This window comes from Dinoroseobacter sp. S76, assembly GCF_049801095.1.
Taxonomy (GTDB): Bacteria; Pseudomonadota; Alphaproteobacteria; order Rhodobacterales; family Rhodobacteraceae; genus Dinoroseobacter.
Genome location: NZ_JBNAGH010000011.1, coordinates 1 through 15,185 on the forward strand (window position 1 = coordinate 1; position 15,185 = coordinate 15,185).

Here is a 15,185-nt window from a genome sequence, read left to right on the forward strand (position 1 = left end):
GCGATAGCTCCGTTTCCTTCAGCGCAAGATCCACAACCTTGCGCTTCACGTCAGAGGGCACCCGATTCCAGACGTGATTGGGCTTGGGAGATTGATCCGCCAGCCCAGCCTCACCGCGCTGCAGTATCGGTCATACCAACGGTAGAACGTGGTGCGAGGGATACCCAGCTTAGCCAGTGTTCGACGCGCCGACAGATGGCTTTCTTCCACCAGCCGAATGATCTCCAGCTTCTCTGATGCGGCATACCTCATTCGTGGTCGCCCCCATCCCCGAGCATGCTTTTTTTGAGAAGACGCAGCTCAAGCGTCTGTTCAGCGACCACTTCCTTGAGGTCCTTTGCCTCGCGGCGCAGTTCTTTGACCTCATCACTGTTCGCAGCCCGCGCTGTGTCCCCGGCCAAACGCTTCTTCCCGGCCTCCATGAAGTCCTTGGACCATTTGTAATACAGGCCCTGGGATATGCCTTCGCGACGGCATAGCTCCGCGATACTGTCCTCGCCGCGCAGACCATCCAGCACGATCCGGATCTTCTCTTCGCTCGAATACTGCTTGCGCGTGGCGCGCTTGATGTCTTTGACGATCTTCTCGCCAGGGCTCTTCGTTGTCTTTCTCATCGTCCACTCCTCGGTGGTTACGATGAGCAACAAACTCTCTCTTAGCAAATGACCCTGTTTGGACCCATAGGCACTGACGTCAGACAGGCGGGCGGGATCCTGAACGTGGGTGGTTCCGCGGTCGGGGCCATCGAGCATTTCTTGGCCGTTCAACTCGGCAAACTGACAGGCAAAAAGGTGAACCGCATTCCCTTCGACGGAGATGGCGAGGTTGTTGCCGCATACTGTCGAATTGGACCGGTTTTGCGATCACCAATCCGGGGCCGGTCCCCGACTTCATCGATACCGGGCAACTGGCAGCGCTTGCTATCCATACGGCGGAGCGTTCCGAAACCCCGCCCTATGTGCCGACGTTCTCGGAACAGGAAATCACCCACAGCCCTTTCAGCGGCGTGACGGCACCGGTCAACATCTCGGACGAGGCGAAAGCTTATCTCGTCGAGCCGATGACCGACCTCAATTACAACGCGGCATGGAAGACCCAGAATCTGGCGCCGAACTCGGTCTCTCCCGGGCTTCTGACTGGCACCGAGTTCGGAACCTACTTCGTCGAAGCCAAGGCGGTTTACTGCGAGACGCTCAAAGAGGTTGGTTTGATCAACTGATCATCGATTGAACGAGGAACTCCCGATGAAATGGTCGGAACTCATTCCGCGTGCAGGCCTCGTCGTATTCTCGGGGGGCTTCTCAAAGACTGTCTCGCACTCGATTACAACTCTGATGGTGGCTTCGGCCAAGGCTTTATCCGGCTGAAGCTTGCGCTCATAACCATCTTTCTGGCTGGTGCTGTCGGTCCCCAAATCCGTCCTGCGCAAATGCGCAGGACGCGGAGGATGACACAGGGCCAACCGATCTCGGATCGTTCATGCCCCTGTCGGAACCATGGTCCTGCTCTTTGTTGCTCCCCCTTGCTGCTCTGACAACGGTGGTTTCGGCAGTGTTTTGAAACACGCCCCGCTCAAGGCAGCAGGCTTGACGGCGATGACGCTCGCAGTCATCGCAGCGACCTTCAGCCTGTGACTGAGCATCCCGGTAGTCTGAGCAAAGCGCCCAATACATGTTTGATGCTCTCTCACGTCTGGTCGGCGGCTTTGCAGAATTTTTTTTCACTCTACAAAGTGCTACTGATCCTTGACGTAGTGCCGTCCTTCGTTGCCTGTTCAGCGTAGATTCCCAGGAAGTATTTCCGATGCATCGCCTTCTGCTTGAGCTGCGGCAACACGGGAGTGTCCCGGATCGTTTTCAAGGGGTACTCGCCTCTTCGGAAGCCGTTTGACTTGGCGGCATCGAGGACGGCTTTGATCCGCTGTGCGCGACGCTTGGCCGTCTCGCGCTTTTCAGTCCAGGTAGGGAGCAGGACTTGGAGCACTTCTGGCTGGCTGGCTACTGAAATCGGCAAGCGTCAATCTTGGGGAGGCATACTCGGCGAGCGTATTGACCCGCTGTTGGCCGTTCGTTGAGTTCGCGCCAGCTTCTTTGTCAGCTTTCCGCTTAGGGCATCCACGCAGTACCGCGTTGTCTACCACGCAATGATTTGGATGAAGTTGGCATGCGGCGGAGACGAAGTCCGCAATTAATTCAGCGTAAAAAACGGAAAATATTTTAAAATATCATAGTGCGATGTACTTCATGCCACATTTCATACCACCCTCTCTTTCCCTGAGTTGCGCTGCTTTTCTTCAAGACAAATGGTGTCCAAATGAAACAGTGTGGAGCAGAGTAATCACCCGCGCCTAATCGTGGACAAGGTTCGTTTTGCCGCTTTCTCTAGCTGACCTGCTTAGAGCGGAAGTGACCCTGCGAACCGGTCAATAGATCAAGCGTGGCAAGCTGGATTTAGGCTCGGTCTATATTGCAACAAGATCGCTACCTACTCCCGACGCCCGATACGCGTTCAATCGTTGCGGTGCAGACGGCTCTCCATTGCGCCGAGAGCACAATCCTTCAATCCAAGCCGCACTCCCTACTGCTGCGCCTGGATGGTCCAGAATTGCTTGTCGAATTGGGTCGTGGCTTCTCTCAGTGGCTTCAAGAGTAAGACGCCAGCCGCCAGTATATGTCGGCAAATACTGCCTGACATGTGCCGCCTTTGCGCGACAAAGAGCGCGCGCCAAATTAGTTTGATCTCGCTCACCTCTTTGGTGAGGAACAACAAGCCAAGGCTTGCGCGCAGACAGGACCTGAGAAGCCGCCACTGCGCTCGCTGTCGAAACCACGATATCGGCAGCTGCCAGCTGCTCTGCGATCGGTGCCTCCTTGGCAAGGACCTTTAGGGGGTCCGGCCGTTCTCTGTGCAGTTCGGACATCCCAGATCCAGCGACAATCCAGAGATGATCTGGAGTTGCAGCAGCACCAGCTGCAAGCGCAGCTTTAGACGGGAAAGACATGCTCGTCTCCGCAAGGGCGAGAACAACCCTTTTGTCCATCGGAAGACCGAGACGCTCTCGCGCGACCCGGCGCGCGGGTCCTTGGCCAACACGTTCGAGACCGGCGGCAAAATGTGTCTTCCAATACAGGTGCGTCGGCCAGACATCTTGCGCGAGCGCCTCGTGACACGGGACCAAAATTCCAACGGCATTCAGATGTGCTTCCTGATGTGCGGACCCCAAGCGCAGGTCGGCTGGGGCAAATGTCACATAGGGGACAGAAAACGCCCGCGCAAACTGGACGATCTGAGATCCGGCTTCGGCGATAACGAGCCCGGGTTTCGCGCAGGCGAACCAACTGGCGATCTTTGCCAGGCCGTACGATACATTAGAGGATTTGAATTCTTCGATATTGAGGGTCCACAGCCCTTTTGATCCTGTAGCGACGTGCTCGCATGGCTTGGTAAGCCTTGGCACTTCGACAATCTCTGCCCTGCCCGCGATCCCAGACACACGCGTTGCATCTGAACAGAACACGGTCGCTGGCTGGTGCGCGGGGAGCGCGTCAATGATCCGGCACGTGCGGAGGACTTGCTCAGGCCGTTCCGGACAGAGGAAGAAGCCAACCGGGCGGGTGGTGGAAGGCAAGGGGCGCACGGGGTGATTGTGGAAGTCACGCATTTCGATGCTCCGTATTTGGATCGCAAATGTTTCGGACAGGCTCAGGCTTCGGCGTGAGTACGGTCGGGAGGTGCTTCTCAAGACGATCCCCCTCTTGCGGCCACAGCAGAGCGAGGAGGTTGTGACCGGTTCTGAGGCGTTGATTACCTGATGCTCGGCTGCAGGGGCGGAAGGAGGGCGAGTCTTTTCTCTGACAGAGAAAAAGAGGCCCTTGCTCGCCCGAGAGACGGGGACTGTGGAACAATCGGCTTTTCGTGGCCATCCACCCTCTGGGCGGCTTTTGTCTGCGACCATCTGATCTCACTCTGTCGCGCTAATGCGATGCGCATCGCGCCTGTGAGACGTGAATGCCTGTCGGCGGGGAAAGGTTCCCGCAAAATGGCTAATTCGTCGAAAGGGTAAAACTAGATCAGCAAACCCGCATCCTGCGTTTGACGCCCTTCGCAATAGGCTTAGGCCTGATCATTCCCCAAGGCCGACGGAACTTGTCACACGACATATGCGTTAACTGATCATGAACCGTGTCAAACACATCCGACCCGCTCCGGAGCGCCCCGACCAGACAACGCGCCCGGCTCTGTCCGCTGCAAGAACCGAGTGCGCCAGGAGCAAGTCTCGCTCAGCATTTGTTCTGTTGCCGGTATAGGAGCAAGCTCGTGTTTGCCCAACGCAGTTCCACAAATGACAGTTGCCTTGCGACCCGCTTGAGCCGGTATGTTGCGCTGACCCAAGACGAGGCCAAGTTCGTGGCCCGTATGGAGCGGGATGCCCGCCCCATGACACGACGGCAGAGCATCTTCGAGATCGGTGATGTCACCAACGAGTTGCACGTCATCAAGTATGGATGGGCCCTCGTCTATGGCCAACCTGTGCGCGGGCGGCGGCCAATCATCCATATCTACCTGCCTGGTGACGTTATGGGCATGGCTGAGCTGTCCCAACCCCACGCAAAACATGCGACCGTGATGCGAACCGACGGTATGGTTTGCCCTTTTCCGCGCGCAGCACTTGTCCGGATGTATGAAGAGGTGCCTCGTCTCGCGGCGTTGATCATGGCGTTGAACAGCCTTGAGCACCATGGGCTGCGACAAAGGTTTGCCGCGTCCACGAGCCTGACCGCGGAGGCACGGCTGCTGCAGTTTCTGGTCTCGCTGAAAAACCGCCTCGATGCGGCTCAGACCCTGGCGACGTCGCGGTTCTACATGCCGCTCACCCAGTCTGAAATTGGCGATCACCTTGGGCTGACCTCGATCTACGTCAACCGGGTGCTCAAACGTCTGAGTGACCGGGGGGTGCTGACCCTTCGGGACAAACACGTACAGCTTTTGGATATGCAGAACGTAGCGCAGGACGTAGACCTTCAGAATGAATGGCGTGAAATCGACCAATCCTGGTTTCCCACTTAAACCAGTTTAATAGGTTGAGCAAAAGCGCTGGCGCGCGCGCGCCGGGGTCTAGCAAATCAGAGGATGACCACTTTGATGACCCCGCGGCCGCAACGTCGGCGCTGGCCTAGCGCGCATGACAGCTTGCGACAGCGGCTCAAGCGGGACACGTCCAACCTCCACATGGATCTCGATAGGGTCGTCGGCGCGATTGATTTCGCGTCAAAGGCTGGCCTGACACGGTTTCTCGTTATGCAGAGGATCATGTTGGGCATGCTTGGTCGCCACGGATTGGGTGACCTGGCTAAAGGGACCATCGTGGAACTGGCGCTCAGAGCGAAATTCGATCTCCATCGGCTTTCGGCCAGGATCCCGTTTCAACCGAATTTGCTAAGCAATGACCTTGCCGATCTTCACTCGGAAGCCGTGGACTATGTCGTGCTTGGGTCACGCATTGGCGCAGAGCATCTCAAGCGCCGTTGGAAGGTCTCACGAGATCCAGAAGTCCAGGCCGCACGGAGTTTTTTGACTGCACCGACCGATACAGAGCTTTGGCGCAGCTGTGTACGTGACTTGCAAGGCAAGGCAGCCCAAGGGGCCCATGCAGACCGGGTCGTGGATGACGCCCGTCGGCTTTTCAGCGGTTTCGCTCAAACTGCAAGTTGCGATCCCCATTACAAGGAGACAGGCAATGACCGATCCTGTTGAGCTTTATGCGAAGGGTGGCGTCGATCTGACGACGTGTGATCGCGAACCCATCCACCTTCTGGGCCGTGTTCAGGATTTTGGCTGCCTGATCGCAATCTCTTCGGACTGGATCGTTGCCCACGCCTCAGAAAACTGCAGTGACATTCTCGGGCTGGAGCCCGCGCAGTTGCTCGGTGCGAGCTTCACGGACATGTTCCCACGGGACACCGTCCATGCTCTGCGCGGTCGGATGCAGGCGCTTACGCGGGGCGAAGGGGTAACCCATCTCTTTGGTCTCGACCTGCTGGATGATGGTCGGATCTTCAACGTCTCCATCCACCGTGCGAACCGCTACCTCGTGCTCGAGTTTGAGACGGCGGACCCGGATGAGGCGGGGGCGCGGCAAGACGCTTTTTCGATGGTCCAGGCGTTGATCGGCCGGGTTCAGAGACACCGTGATCTCGACAAGATGCTGAAGGAGGCGGCGACCTGCCTGCGGGTGCTGCTCGATATCGACCGGGTGATGGTCTACCGCTTTGAGGCGGACGGCTCTGGGCGTGTCTTGTCGGAATCGCTGCAAAACGGGGCCGAGTCGTTCCTTGGCCTGCGCTATCCCGCGTCAGACATCCCCAAACAAGCCCGGGCGCTCTACACGCGCAACCTCTTGCGACTGATCAGTGATGCGCAGGCAGAAGGGCATGCCATCGTGCCCCCCAGCAGCCCGGATGGCGAAATTCTTGACCTCTCGCTCGCCCAGACGCGGGCGGTGTCACCGATCCATCTCGAATATCTGCGCAACATGGGGGTGCGGGCTTCACTATCAGGGTCGATCCTGCGGCGCGGCGAGCTTTGGGGGCTGTTCGCGTGTCACAATATGACCCCCTTCCATATCGGATTTGCTAAGCGCAACGCGGTCGAACTGTTCGTTCAACTCTTCAACTACGAGCTGGCGCAGCTCGAGGTGGAGACCGAGCGCGAGGACGAGGCGCGCGCGCGGGAGCTGCATGATCGGCTCATGGCGCAGATGTCCTCGGGCCAGAACCTCGTGGACGTGTTTGACCCTTTGGCACAGGAGCTGCAGGACGTGATCGCCTATGACGGGATCGCGATCTACTCGGACGGGACCTATATCTCGCGGGGATCGGCACCGACCGAGGAGGAGTTTCTCGGTCTTGTGCGTTTCCTCAACCGGGCCCAGTCCTCCGAGGTGTTTTTTACGGACCATCTCATCGGCGGGTACCCGGAGGCCGAAGGGTTCCTCGACCGCTCAGCGGGCTTGATGGCGATGCCGATCTCGCGGACCCCGAGAGACTACCTCGTGATGTTTCGGCGTGAGGTTGCACAATCCGTGCTCTGGGCTGGGAACCCGGAAAAACCGGCAGAGCTTGGCCCCAACGGGATACGCCTGACCCCACGCAAGAGTTTTGCAGCCTGGCGCGAAACGGTCCGTGGCCATTGCGCCCCTTGGCTGTCGGCGGAACGGCGAGCGGCAGAGACCTTGCGGGTTACCTTGCTCGAAGTGGTTCTGAAAATGTCGGATGCCATGAATGAAACCCGCAAGAAGGCAGATGAGCAGCAGGAGTTGCTGATTGCCGAGTTGAACCACCGGGTCCGCAACATCCTCAACCTCATCCGTGGTCTTATCTCTCAGAGCCGGGGCGAAAGCCGGGATGTTGACGCCTTTAGCGATGTTCTGGACCACCGGATCCACGCGCTCGCGCGCGCTCATGATCAACTGACGCGCAAGAACTGGGACTGGGTCCCTATCCGCAGCTTGGTGGATACGGAAGTCGAAGCTTTTCTCAGCAGTGAATTTCACCGGGTGACCGTAGCGGGCGACCCCGTGGACCTTTCGCCGCCGGCATTCACCACCATGGCGCTGGTGCTCCACGAGCTTGTCACCAACTCCGTAAAGTACGGCGCTCTGAGCGTCGATTCCGGGACGGTTGGGCTGGATATCGCGCTGTCCAAGGATGGCGGATGCAGTCTGCATTGGCGCGAGATCGGCGGTCCCGTTGTGCAGCCGTCGAAAAGCCGGGGCTTCGGGACGACAATCATCGAGCGTTCGGTGCCCTTCGAGTTGCGTGGCAAGGCCGAGATGCGGTTCAAGGTGACTGGGTTGGAAGTCGACTTCTGGCTGCCATCAAGCTACGTCCGCGCGAGTTCGGTAGAGACGGCAATGCCTCCTGAACAAACCTCTCAGCCACAGGTCGATGTGGCCTTGATGGGCGAAGTGCTCATTCTCGAGGACAATATGATCATCGCTCTGGACGGGGCGGATATGTTGACGGAGCTCGGGGCGGAGCAGGTCCACACGGCTTCGCGTGTGGCCGAGGCCCTGAACATCCTGAAGACGCGCGAGATCACCTTTGCGATGCTCGACATCAATCTTGGCAATGAGACGTCCATTGCGGTGTGCAAAGCGTGCGAAGCGGCGGGAGTACCGTTTGTCCTCGCCACTGGATATGGCGGTGCCGTGGACACTATCGACGCCTTCCCCGAGGCTGCCCTCGTCACCAAGCCTTTCAGCCTCGATGCCTTGCGCATGGCCATACCAAAATCACAGGACCTGGCCGCCCGTCACAGAGGCTGACGACGAAAATCGAGCGCTTGGAGGTGCCGGCTTACCAGCCTGAAGCGTGCGGCATCTCGTGCGCGGACCGCCTCGCTGCGTCGCGCGCCTGTTCGGTCAGGTCCTCCTTTAGGAGGGCGACATTCCGCTTGTTGGACTTGAAGCTCGCATCAAAAATGTCCCCGAAGATCGGCACGCTGCCAACAAGCAGGTCGAGACCACTGTTCAGCCCCATGCGCGCGAGGGTGGACTTGCGGGCGCCCAACCTGTGCCCCTCATAGATCACGTAGATCGCGGGGCCGATGGTGACCAGATCACCCATCCCCGGGAGCAGGCCAAGCACACTGTCCCACCCGAACCGCCAGCCCAGCCCCGGGATCCGGAACCGCGCATCCAATGTATCGGCCATGCGATCCAGACGCGCAAAACGCATGTCACCGGGATCAGGCACGACCATGCTCGCCCGTTCGCGCAATAATCCAGACGGCGTGGACGATGCCGGGGATGTAGCCCAGCAGGGTCAGAAGGATGTTCAGCCAGAAATGCTTGCCAAACCCCACCTGGGTAAAAACGCCCAAGGGCGGTAAGAGGACTGCGAGAATGATGCGTACAAGGTCCATGGGTCACTCCTCTGTTTTGGGAACGTTCAGAAGGCAAACGCCTGAAACAGGACACGGGTTCCCGCGCGATCCGTTCTGACGCTTTCGTTGAAAACGGGCGCGTGGCTACGCCTGAGTGGTCAAGTCGAGCACCCGGTGTTGCCCGATATTGGGAGACATCCTGTCCGTGGACAGCGCCGCACGTACCATCTTTGCCCCCAGAAGGACCGGGTTGGCGTCGCTGGCCCAGATGGCGGCTTCGCGGGGGCTGAATTTCAGCAAGGTCACCTTTGGATCATCGCGGCCTTGTTCGAACCAGGCGGCGACGGCAATGCTCCAATAAGCATCAAGTTTTTCGTCGCTATCATAGACCACGAGGCTCCCGGTGAGGCTCGCGTGATAGTCGAGCTTCTCGGACTGCAGCACAAAGCGCGCCAACCCGCCATGACCGACAGCCGCAACAAGATCCGTGTCGGCTGAGGTGATGAACCACAAGGCCTCGGCCTCGCGATCGGCAAAATGCGTCATGGGTTGGGGGTGCTGGCCGCTATCGGGCAGCCACAGCATCCCGACCCGGTTGTCTTCGAGTTGGGACCAGAGCGTTTCCAGCGCGTCCTGCGGAGTTTCAACGAGGTCTGACATGTCTCAACCCTCGGCTTTGCGCGTTTGCAGTTCCTTTTCGGCGACGGGTGCGGCCGCTCCGTATTTTGCCTCCAGAAGGCTCTGCCATTGATTGCGGTCGGCTGCGGCACGTGCGTTGAGCCGTGAGGTGGCCTGGATCCGGTTCTTGATCTTGCTCCATTCGCTTTGAATCTGGTCCCAGTTCATCTTGCGCTCCTTTGCGTAACGTGACTGAGATACCAACCCCGCAGGCACGCGGGCGGTTCCATCATCCGCGGTCAGACAATGTCCTCGGTCACGCCGGGCAGGGGAACACGCATGTCGGGCAGTCGGTTCGGATCATGGGGGACAAGGAAGCCGAGCCTGTTGCGCGGGGCTCGCTCCGCGTTCTCCTCTGCAGCGGTTTGCCACCAGGTTTGAGCCTGTCCCAGATCCAAGGCCTGGGGCGGGGCTTCATCGCTCCACCAATGGGCTGAAATCGCCTTGCGTAGGCTCAGAATCCGCTTAGGCTCCCGGAGCGCGACAGCTGCTTCCGTGTCCCAGCGCAGGGAGCGGCCATTGAGATTTGCCGAACCGACCAGAGCAAACCGGTTGTCGGCGATGAAGATCTTCGAATGCACATAGATGATCGGTGCCCCAGCCAAGACATGCAGACCCTCATGCGTCGTTCGGGTTTGGCGCACCGGGCTCAGAATGCTCATGCGCGGACCGAAGGCCTCAGAAACACGTTTCAGCGCCTGATGGCTGAGCCAGAGCCCATATCGCGCATCGAGATCCCGGTTCCCTTCAAATGCGACGTCATCGGGCAAGGCAGGCAGAACAAGGATCAACCGCAAGTGGGGCTTTTCCATTGCCGCGCGTGCCAGGGCGCGCGCGATCCTGCTGGAGCGGAGGAACTGGGTTTCGATATAGATCAGCTCCTCTGCATCCCGAATGCCTGCCAGGTGGTCCGCCTCGATTTCCCGGAGCACTGTGCGAGGAGAGAGGTGAAAGCTCTGCAACGCCCGCGGTTTGGACAATGTCCGCCGGATATGGCGCAGCCGGTTGGGCGGGGTTTGCCCGTGGGTTTGCGCGACAAAGCCCGCGAGATGATCCGCCGCTTCCGCCGCCTCCGGGCCGCGCATCAAGAGCTGCACATCGGTCCAGGTGTCTTCGGAAGCGCGGTCGTGGTCTTTCGTGTCAAACCGCCGCTCATTCAGGTCAAGCCCACCTATATAGAGCCAGTCGCGGTCGACCACCGCGAGTTTTTGATGCTGAGTGACGGTGGCGAAAGGGGGTGTCTTGCCCGTTGAGCGCTTGGCCAGAGGGCCCAGCACGGCGCGCCATAGCGTTCCCGCCCGAGCAGGGTGCAACGCCGCCCGGACAGACAGCGGCGCATCCGAGCCCGCGACCTCGCGCAGACCTGCGGCTATTCTCAGGGTCGCCATGGAAAGCGCGTGCAGGTCGGCTCCCATCACCGGGTCAAAGTCACTGACAACCAGATCGATTTTCACGCCCTGGGACAATTTGTGAGCCAACAGGTCGAACCAATCCTCGCCAATCTCCTGTGCCGCAGGGCTGCGCAACTTGGTCCTCAGGTCGAAGATGCGAAAGCCCATCGAGATCTCGCGGTCCGCGCCTAGCACCACGGTCTCGAAGGCAGGCCAAGCCTCCTCGGCGGTGATGAGCACTTGGAAGGGCGGGATCGCCTCGCCGGGCTCAGACATCGTCCCGAACGAACTCTGTCGGTTGGAACCGGACAATCATACGGTAGCGCGCATCGTCCTCGACGACCTCTTGCTGCCCTTCGAGTTGGGTGACAAAGGCGCGCATCAGGCGGGACCCGATCCCGGTGCTCTTGCTGTGATCCACATCCACCAGCGCAGCTCCCTTGGTGTTTTCGACAGACAGAAGAATGTCTTTGGGACCGTCACGCTCAAGACGGATTTCGATCTCAGGATCGCGACCTTCCGGCGCGCCAATATACTTCACTGCATTCGTCAGCATTTCCGACAACACCATGGACAGGGGGACCGCCTGATCCGGGTAAAGCTCCATCGGTTCCAGATGCCGGACGATCCGGACCTTCTCTTGCCCGGTGCCAGCCAGACTGGCGACTTCGCGCACCATCTCTTCCGCCAGACCGGCAACGTCGACCGTTGTCATATCCGGGGTCGTGTAGAGCGTCCGATGAATGGCGGCGAGGCCCTGAACCCGCCGCTGCAAACCTTGCAAGACCCTTTTGGCCTCGGGCGTTTGGACCGCCCGAGCTTGCATGTTCATCATGGAAGCAATCAGCTGAAGGTTGTTCTTCACGCGGTGATGGACCTCGCGCAACAGAACCTCCTTGTCATGCAAATCCTGTTCCCGTCTTGCTTCCGCTTCGGTCAAGATACGGGTCATTCGATTGAAGGCGCGCTGCGCTTCCTCGAATTCCTGCGACGGGTTGTCGAGGTTGAGCATGGCCATGTTTCGCTCACCCAAGGCGAACCGGCGCATGGCATCGCGCAGATCTCGGAGATGCCGGATGACCAGGCGATGGAGGCCGAAAAAAGCGACGATTACCCCCGCGCACCACATCAGTATGGGAAAGAGGATGGTCAGCAGGCCCTGCCCGGGACCTTGACCGATGCTCAAGGCCTTCACGGGCCAACTTCCGACCACAACGACTTCCTCTTCCAGCAGGGTGAAGGTCGCGAACACCCGCGGGTCTCCGTCCTGGGTTGTGCCACGGAACGTGGTGCCTGCCATCGCGCGCAACTCGGCCAGGGAGTAGTCTTGGGGCAAGTAGCTTTCCGCCCCTTCCAGCCCGCCGCTGGCGGAAATGATCTCATCGTTCCTGTTCAGGACAAGTGTGCGTGCGGCGGTGTCACCTTCAGTCTCGGGAAGCAGATTGTTGACGATCCGATGCGGGATCGACATGGAGATGTACCCCAGGAACGCGCCTTTTCTGACGATCGGAACATTGGCGATCATGACGGACTGCCCGCTCACCTCGCCGGACTCGTTGACTGCAAAATTCAGCCTCTGCGAGGCCATGGCCTTTGCAAAGCCGGGAAACCCGGAGAAATCGAAGCTGCGATCCGCGCTGGAACACTCCATGATGCCATCAAGGGGCAGATAGCCGACAAAGGCGAAATGCGGGTTCTGCGCAATGAAATCACCCAAGATCTCGTTGCATTGATCCATATCTTGAGAGAGTGGCCCGATCGCAGCGCCGAGACCGTTGCCCGCGCTCACAGCTTCGATCAGGATCCGGCGTTCAGCGGCCACGGCCCGCTCGGTTTCCGCAATTAGAGCCGAGCGCGCGAGATCATCCGCGCGCTCCACCACGCTGCGGGTCTGGTAGAGCGAGATCATGCCCAAAGGGAACAGCGCCAAGGTGACCAGCGCAATGAGGCGCGCCGGAAGGCCACCGAACAGGGATTGCAATGTCATGGTCAGGCGGCGCTTTGGTTCCCGGCCACGATACCATGGGTGACGCTGTCGGTCATTTCCAATGCGTCCTCCTCGGAGATTTCAAGGAGATCCGTCAAACGGTTCCGCGCCCGGTTAACGCGGCTTTTTACAGTGCCGACCCGGACACCGCACATCTCGGCAGCTTCTTCGTATGAAAACCCACCGGCACCGACCAGGATCAGCGCTTCGCGTTGTTCATCGGGCAATTGCGCGAAAGCTTCGTTGAATTCCCGCATCTGCAGGCGACCGTCATGATCCGGCTTTTGCGCCAGAGTTGCCGCAAGTTCGCCTTCACCATCTTCGACCTCGCGCTTCCGCTTGCGCCGCATGGAATAGAACGTGTTGCGCAAGATGGTGAACAACCATGCGCGCATATTTGTCCCCACCTGGAACTTGTCGATGTTCGACCAGGCCTTCACCAGGGTGTCCTGCACGAGGTCATCCGCCGTCGCGGAGTTCCGCGTCAGGCTATAGGCAAAGGCGCGCATCGCACCAAGGTGCTCCACGAGTTCATCGCGCGGATCCGGCTCTTGAGTGGTGCTCATGACTTATCCTCCGGCTCGGAGGGCGCTTTGTCCTGAGCTTTCAACTGCTCAAGCAATTGCGTCAAACGATCGGGGACCTGTTCGTTGAGCACATCGCTATATGCCTTCTTCAGGTTCTCATCGATCTGAGCGTCCAACGTTGAATTTCGTCTTTTCTGCATCAGGTTTTGCTGTGTCACAATATATGGCCCATGCGCTTTTTCATGGAACCACAACGCTGGGCCGCGCGTTTGGTTCCAGACCTAGGTCAAAAAAATAGCACGCCCTGTGGCGCTTTCAAAAGATGAGGGGATCAATGTCTCAGACCGCAGACACTTCGCTGTCAGACCAAATCGGTGCAAACCTGCCTTACTTGCGGCGCTATGCCCGTGCCTTGACCGGCAACGCGACGTCCGGCGACACCTATGCGGCCGCAACACTCGAGACCATCCTGGCCGACCCATCGCTCTATGATGCGGAGTTCGGGGCCAAAGCGGCGCTGTTTCGGGTCTTTCATGCAATCTGGTCCAGCAGTAGCGCTCAGATAGAAGACACCGAGATCGATGGAGGACCGGCTGGCACGGCATCGATGCGTCTCAATCGGTTGACCCCGAACACCCGCGAGGCTCTTCTGTTGCATACTGTCGAGGGGTTCGACTTTACGGCTCTGGCCTCGATCATGGGCCGGCCACAGGACGAAGTGAGCGAGCTGGTCAATATCGCCTACTCGGAGATGGCCAAACTGATCAGCGGCAAGGTCATGATCATCGAAGACGAGGCAATCATCGCAACGGATCTCGAGGGCATCGTGTCCGAAATGGGCCATCAGGTGACAGGGGTTGCCCGCACCGAAACGCGCGCGCTGGATTTGGCGGCGATGGAAAAGCCCGACCTTATTCTGTCGGATATCCAGCTTGCGGATCATTCCAGCGGCATCGATGCGGTCAATCGCATCTTGGAACGCGATGGCGACATGCCGGTGATCTTCATCACGGCCTATCCCGAGCGGTTGTTGACGGGCGAAGGGCCCGAACCTGCATTCCTGATTTCAAAACCGTATACGGAGGAGCAAGTGCGTTCGGCTGTCAGTCAGGCGATGTTCTTTGCCTCAACAGAGACGTTGAAGGCCTAAGTCACGGACAGCCCACCTTCTGAAAAGCCCCGCCATCTGGCGGGGCTTTGTTCGTTTCTGGCGCTGTTACTTGCTAAGCGCCCGCAGCATCCAGGCCGCTTGTTCGTGGAATGCACTGCGCTCGGTCGCGAGATCCTCGGTCACAGGATCGTGGCGCCCTTCCACCAGCTCCACCAGAGCGTGAAGGCGATGTGCGAGCAACTCATGGTCTGCGGCAAGGCTCTCGACCATCTCCTGCGCCGACATCTTCTCATGTGCATCCTCGACGCGGGACCGCTCCATCAGCGATTTGAGCTGCATGGGAGCGAATTCGCCAAGGGACCGCATGCGCTCGGCCAGCTCGTCTGCGGCCGAGAACATGTTTTCATATTGCTCCTCCGTCAGCTTGTGCACGGAGTAGAACATCGGCCCTTCGACATTCCAGTGGATCGCGTGGGTCTTGAAGATCAATCGGTACGTGTCGGCGAGTACATCAGCGAGGGCGCTCGCGATCGTGTTCGTGTCGCGCACGCCGGTGGACACCTCATCGCTTGTGGGGATGACTTTCAAAGCTTCGGTCATTTTGG

The 15,185-nt window shown here is 59.1% G+C and carries 15 protein-coding genes and 1 pseudogene; 5 read left to right on the plus strand and 11 right to left on the minus strand.

Going from position 1 to position 15,185, the window contains the following annotated elements:
• Positions 1-614, minus strand: a pseudogene (locus tag ACP153_RS19890) (transposase); the annotation flags it as partial.
• A 344-nt stretch (positions 615-958) separates the two neighbouring features.
• Here ACP153_RS19890 and ACP153_RS19895 point away from each other — a divergent pair.
• Complete coding sequence (locus tag ACP153_RS19895; protein ID WP_424972763.1) at positions 959-1,219, plus strand: hypothetical protein; 261 nt, start codon at positions 959-961, stop codon at positions 1,217-1,219.
• A 506-nt stretch (positions 1,220-1,725) separates the two neighbouring features.
• Here ACP153_RS19895 and ACP153_RS19900 read toward each other — a convergent pair.
• Positions 1,726-2,013 (minus strand): phage integrase central domain-containing protein, encoded by a 288-nt coding sequence (locus ACP153_RS19900; protein WP_424972764.1) that lies wholly within the window; start codon positions 2,011-2,013, stop codon positions 1,726-1,728.
• A gap of 2,304 nt (positions 2,014-4,317) precedes the next feature.
• Between ACP153_RS19900 and ACP153_RS19905 the strand changes: the two genes are divergently transcribed.
• From ACP153_RS19905 to ACP153_RS19915, 3 genes are all read left to right on the plus strand, one after another.
• Positions 4,318-5,067, plus strand: coding sequence for a Crp/Fnr family transcriptional regulator (locus ACP153_RS19905; protein ID WP_424972765.1), 750 nt, complete (start codon positions 4,318-4,320; stop codon positions 5,065-5,067).
• A gap of 63 nt (positions 5,068-5,130) precedes the next feature.
• Entirely contained in the window at positions 5,131-5,754 is a 624-nt protein-coding gene (locus ACP153_RS19910) for a hypothetical protein (RefSeq protein ID WP_424972766.1), read from the plus strand.
• Complete coding sequence (locus ACP153_RS19915; protein WP_424972767.1) at positions 5,738-8,326, plus strand: HWE histidine kinase domain-containing protein; 2,589 nt, start codon at positions 5,738-5,740, stop codon at positions 8,324-8,326. Before ACP153_RS19910 ends, ACP153_RS19915 begins: the two co-directional genes overlap by 17 nt.
• 31 nt (positions 8,327-8,357) lie before the next feature.
• Here ACP153_RS19915 and ACP153_RS19920 read toward each other — a convergent pair whose 3' ends face one another.
• The 8 genes from ACP153_RS19920 to ACP153_RS19955 all read right to left on the minus strand — a co-directional run bounded on the left by ACP153_RS19920 (position 8,358) and on the right by ACP153_RS19955 (position 13,687).
• Complete coding sequence (locus tag ACP153_RS19920) at positions 8,358-8,762, minus strand: DUF4112 domain-containing protein (protein ID WP_424972768.1); 405 nt, start codon at positions 8,760-8,762, stop codon at positions 8,358-8,360.
• Complete coding sequence (locus ACP153_RS19925) at positions 8,749-8,925, minus strand: YqaE/Pmp3 family membrane protein (RefSeq protein ID WP_424972769.1); 177 nt, start codon at positions 8,923-8,925, stop codon at positions 8,749-8,751. Before ACP153_RS19925 ends, ACP153_RS19920 begins: the two co-directional genes overlap by 14 nt.
• Before the next feature lie 105 nt (positions 8,926-9,030).
• Positions 9,031-9,546, minus strand: coding sequence for a pyridoxamine 5'-phosphate oxidase family protein (locus ACP153_RS19930; RefSeq protein WP_424972770.1), 516 nt, complete (start codon positions 9,544-9,546; stop codon positions 9,031-9,033).
• A gap of 3 nt (positions 9,547-9,549) precedes the next feature.
• On the minus strand, positions 9,550-9,732 hold the full coding sequence (locus tag ACP153_RS19935; RefSeq protein WP_424972771.1) for a hypothetical protein: 183 nt from the start codon (positions 9,730-9,732) through the stop codon (positions 9,550-9,552).
• A 71-nt stretch (positions 9,733-9,803) separates the two neighbouring features.
• Entirely contained in the window at positions 9,804-11,231 is a 1,428-nt protein-coding gene (locus ACP153_RS19940; protein WP_424972772.1) for a phospholipase D family protein, read from the minus strand.
• A complete protein-coding gene (locus tag ACP153_RS19945) occupies positions 11,224-12,942 on the minus strand; it encodes a sensor histidine kinase (protein WP_424972773.1) in 1,719 nt (572 codons plus the stop codon). The genes ACP153_RS19940 and ACP153_RS19945 overlap by 8 nt, the downstream gene beginning before the upstream one ends.
• A 2-nt stretch (positions 12,943-12,944) precedes the next feature.
• Positions 12,945-13,508, minus strand: coding sequence for an RNA polymerase sigma factor (locus ACP153_RS19950; protein ID WP_424972774.1), 564 nt, complete (start codon positions 13,506-13,508; stop codon positions 12,945-12,947).
• Entirely contained in the window at positions 13,505-13,687 is a 183-nt protein-coding gene (locus ACP153_RS19955; RefSeq protein WP_424972775.1) for a NepR family anti-sigma factor, read from the minus strand. Before ACP153_RS19955 ends, ACP153_RS19950 begins: the two co-directional genes overlap by 4 nt.
• Positions 13,688-13,803: 116 nt before the next feature.
• On the opposite strand from ACP153_RS19955, the gene ACP153_RS19960 reads away from it, so the two are divergent.
• Positions 13,804-14,619 (plus strand): response regulator, encoded by an 816-nt coding sequence (locus tag ACP153_RS19960; protein ID WP_424972776.1) that lies wholly within the window; start codon positions 13,804-13,806, stop codon positions 14,617-14,619.
• Between the two features lie 66 nt (positions 14,620-14,685).
• On the opposite strand, the gene ACP153_RS19965 is transcribed toward ACP153_RS19960, so the two are convergent.
• Entirely contained in the window at positions 14,686-15,180 is a 495-nt protein-coding gene (locus ACP153_RS19965) for a Dps family protein (RefSeq protein ID WP_424972777.1), read from the minus strand.
• Between the last annotated feature and the right edge of the window lie 5 nt (positions 15,181-15,185).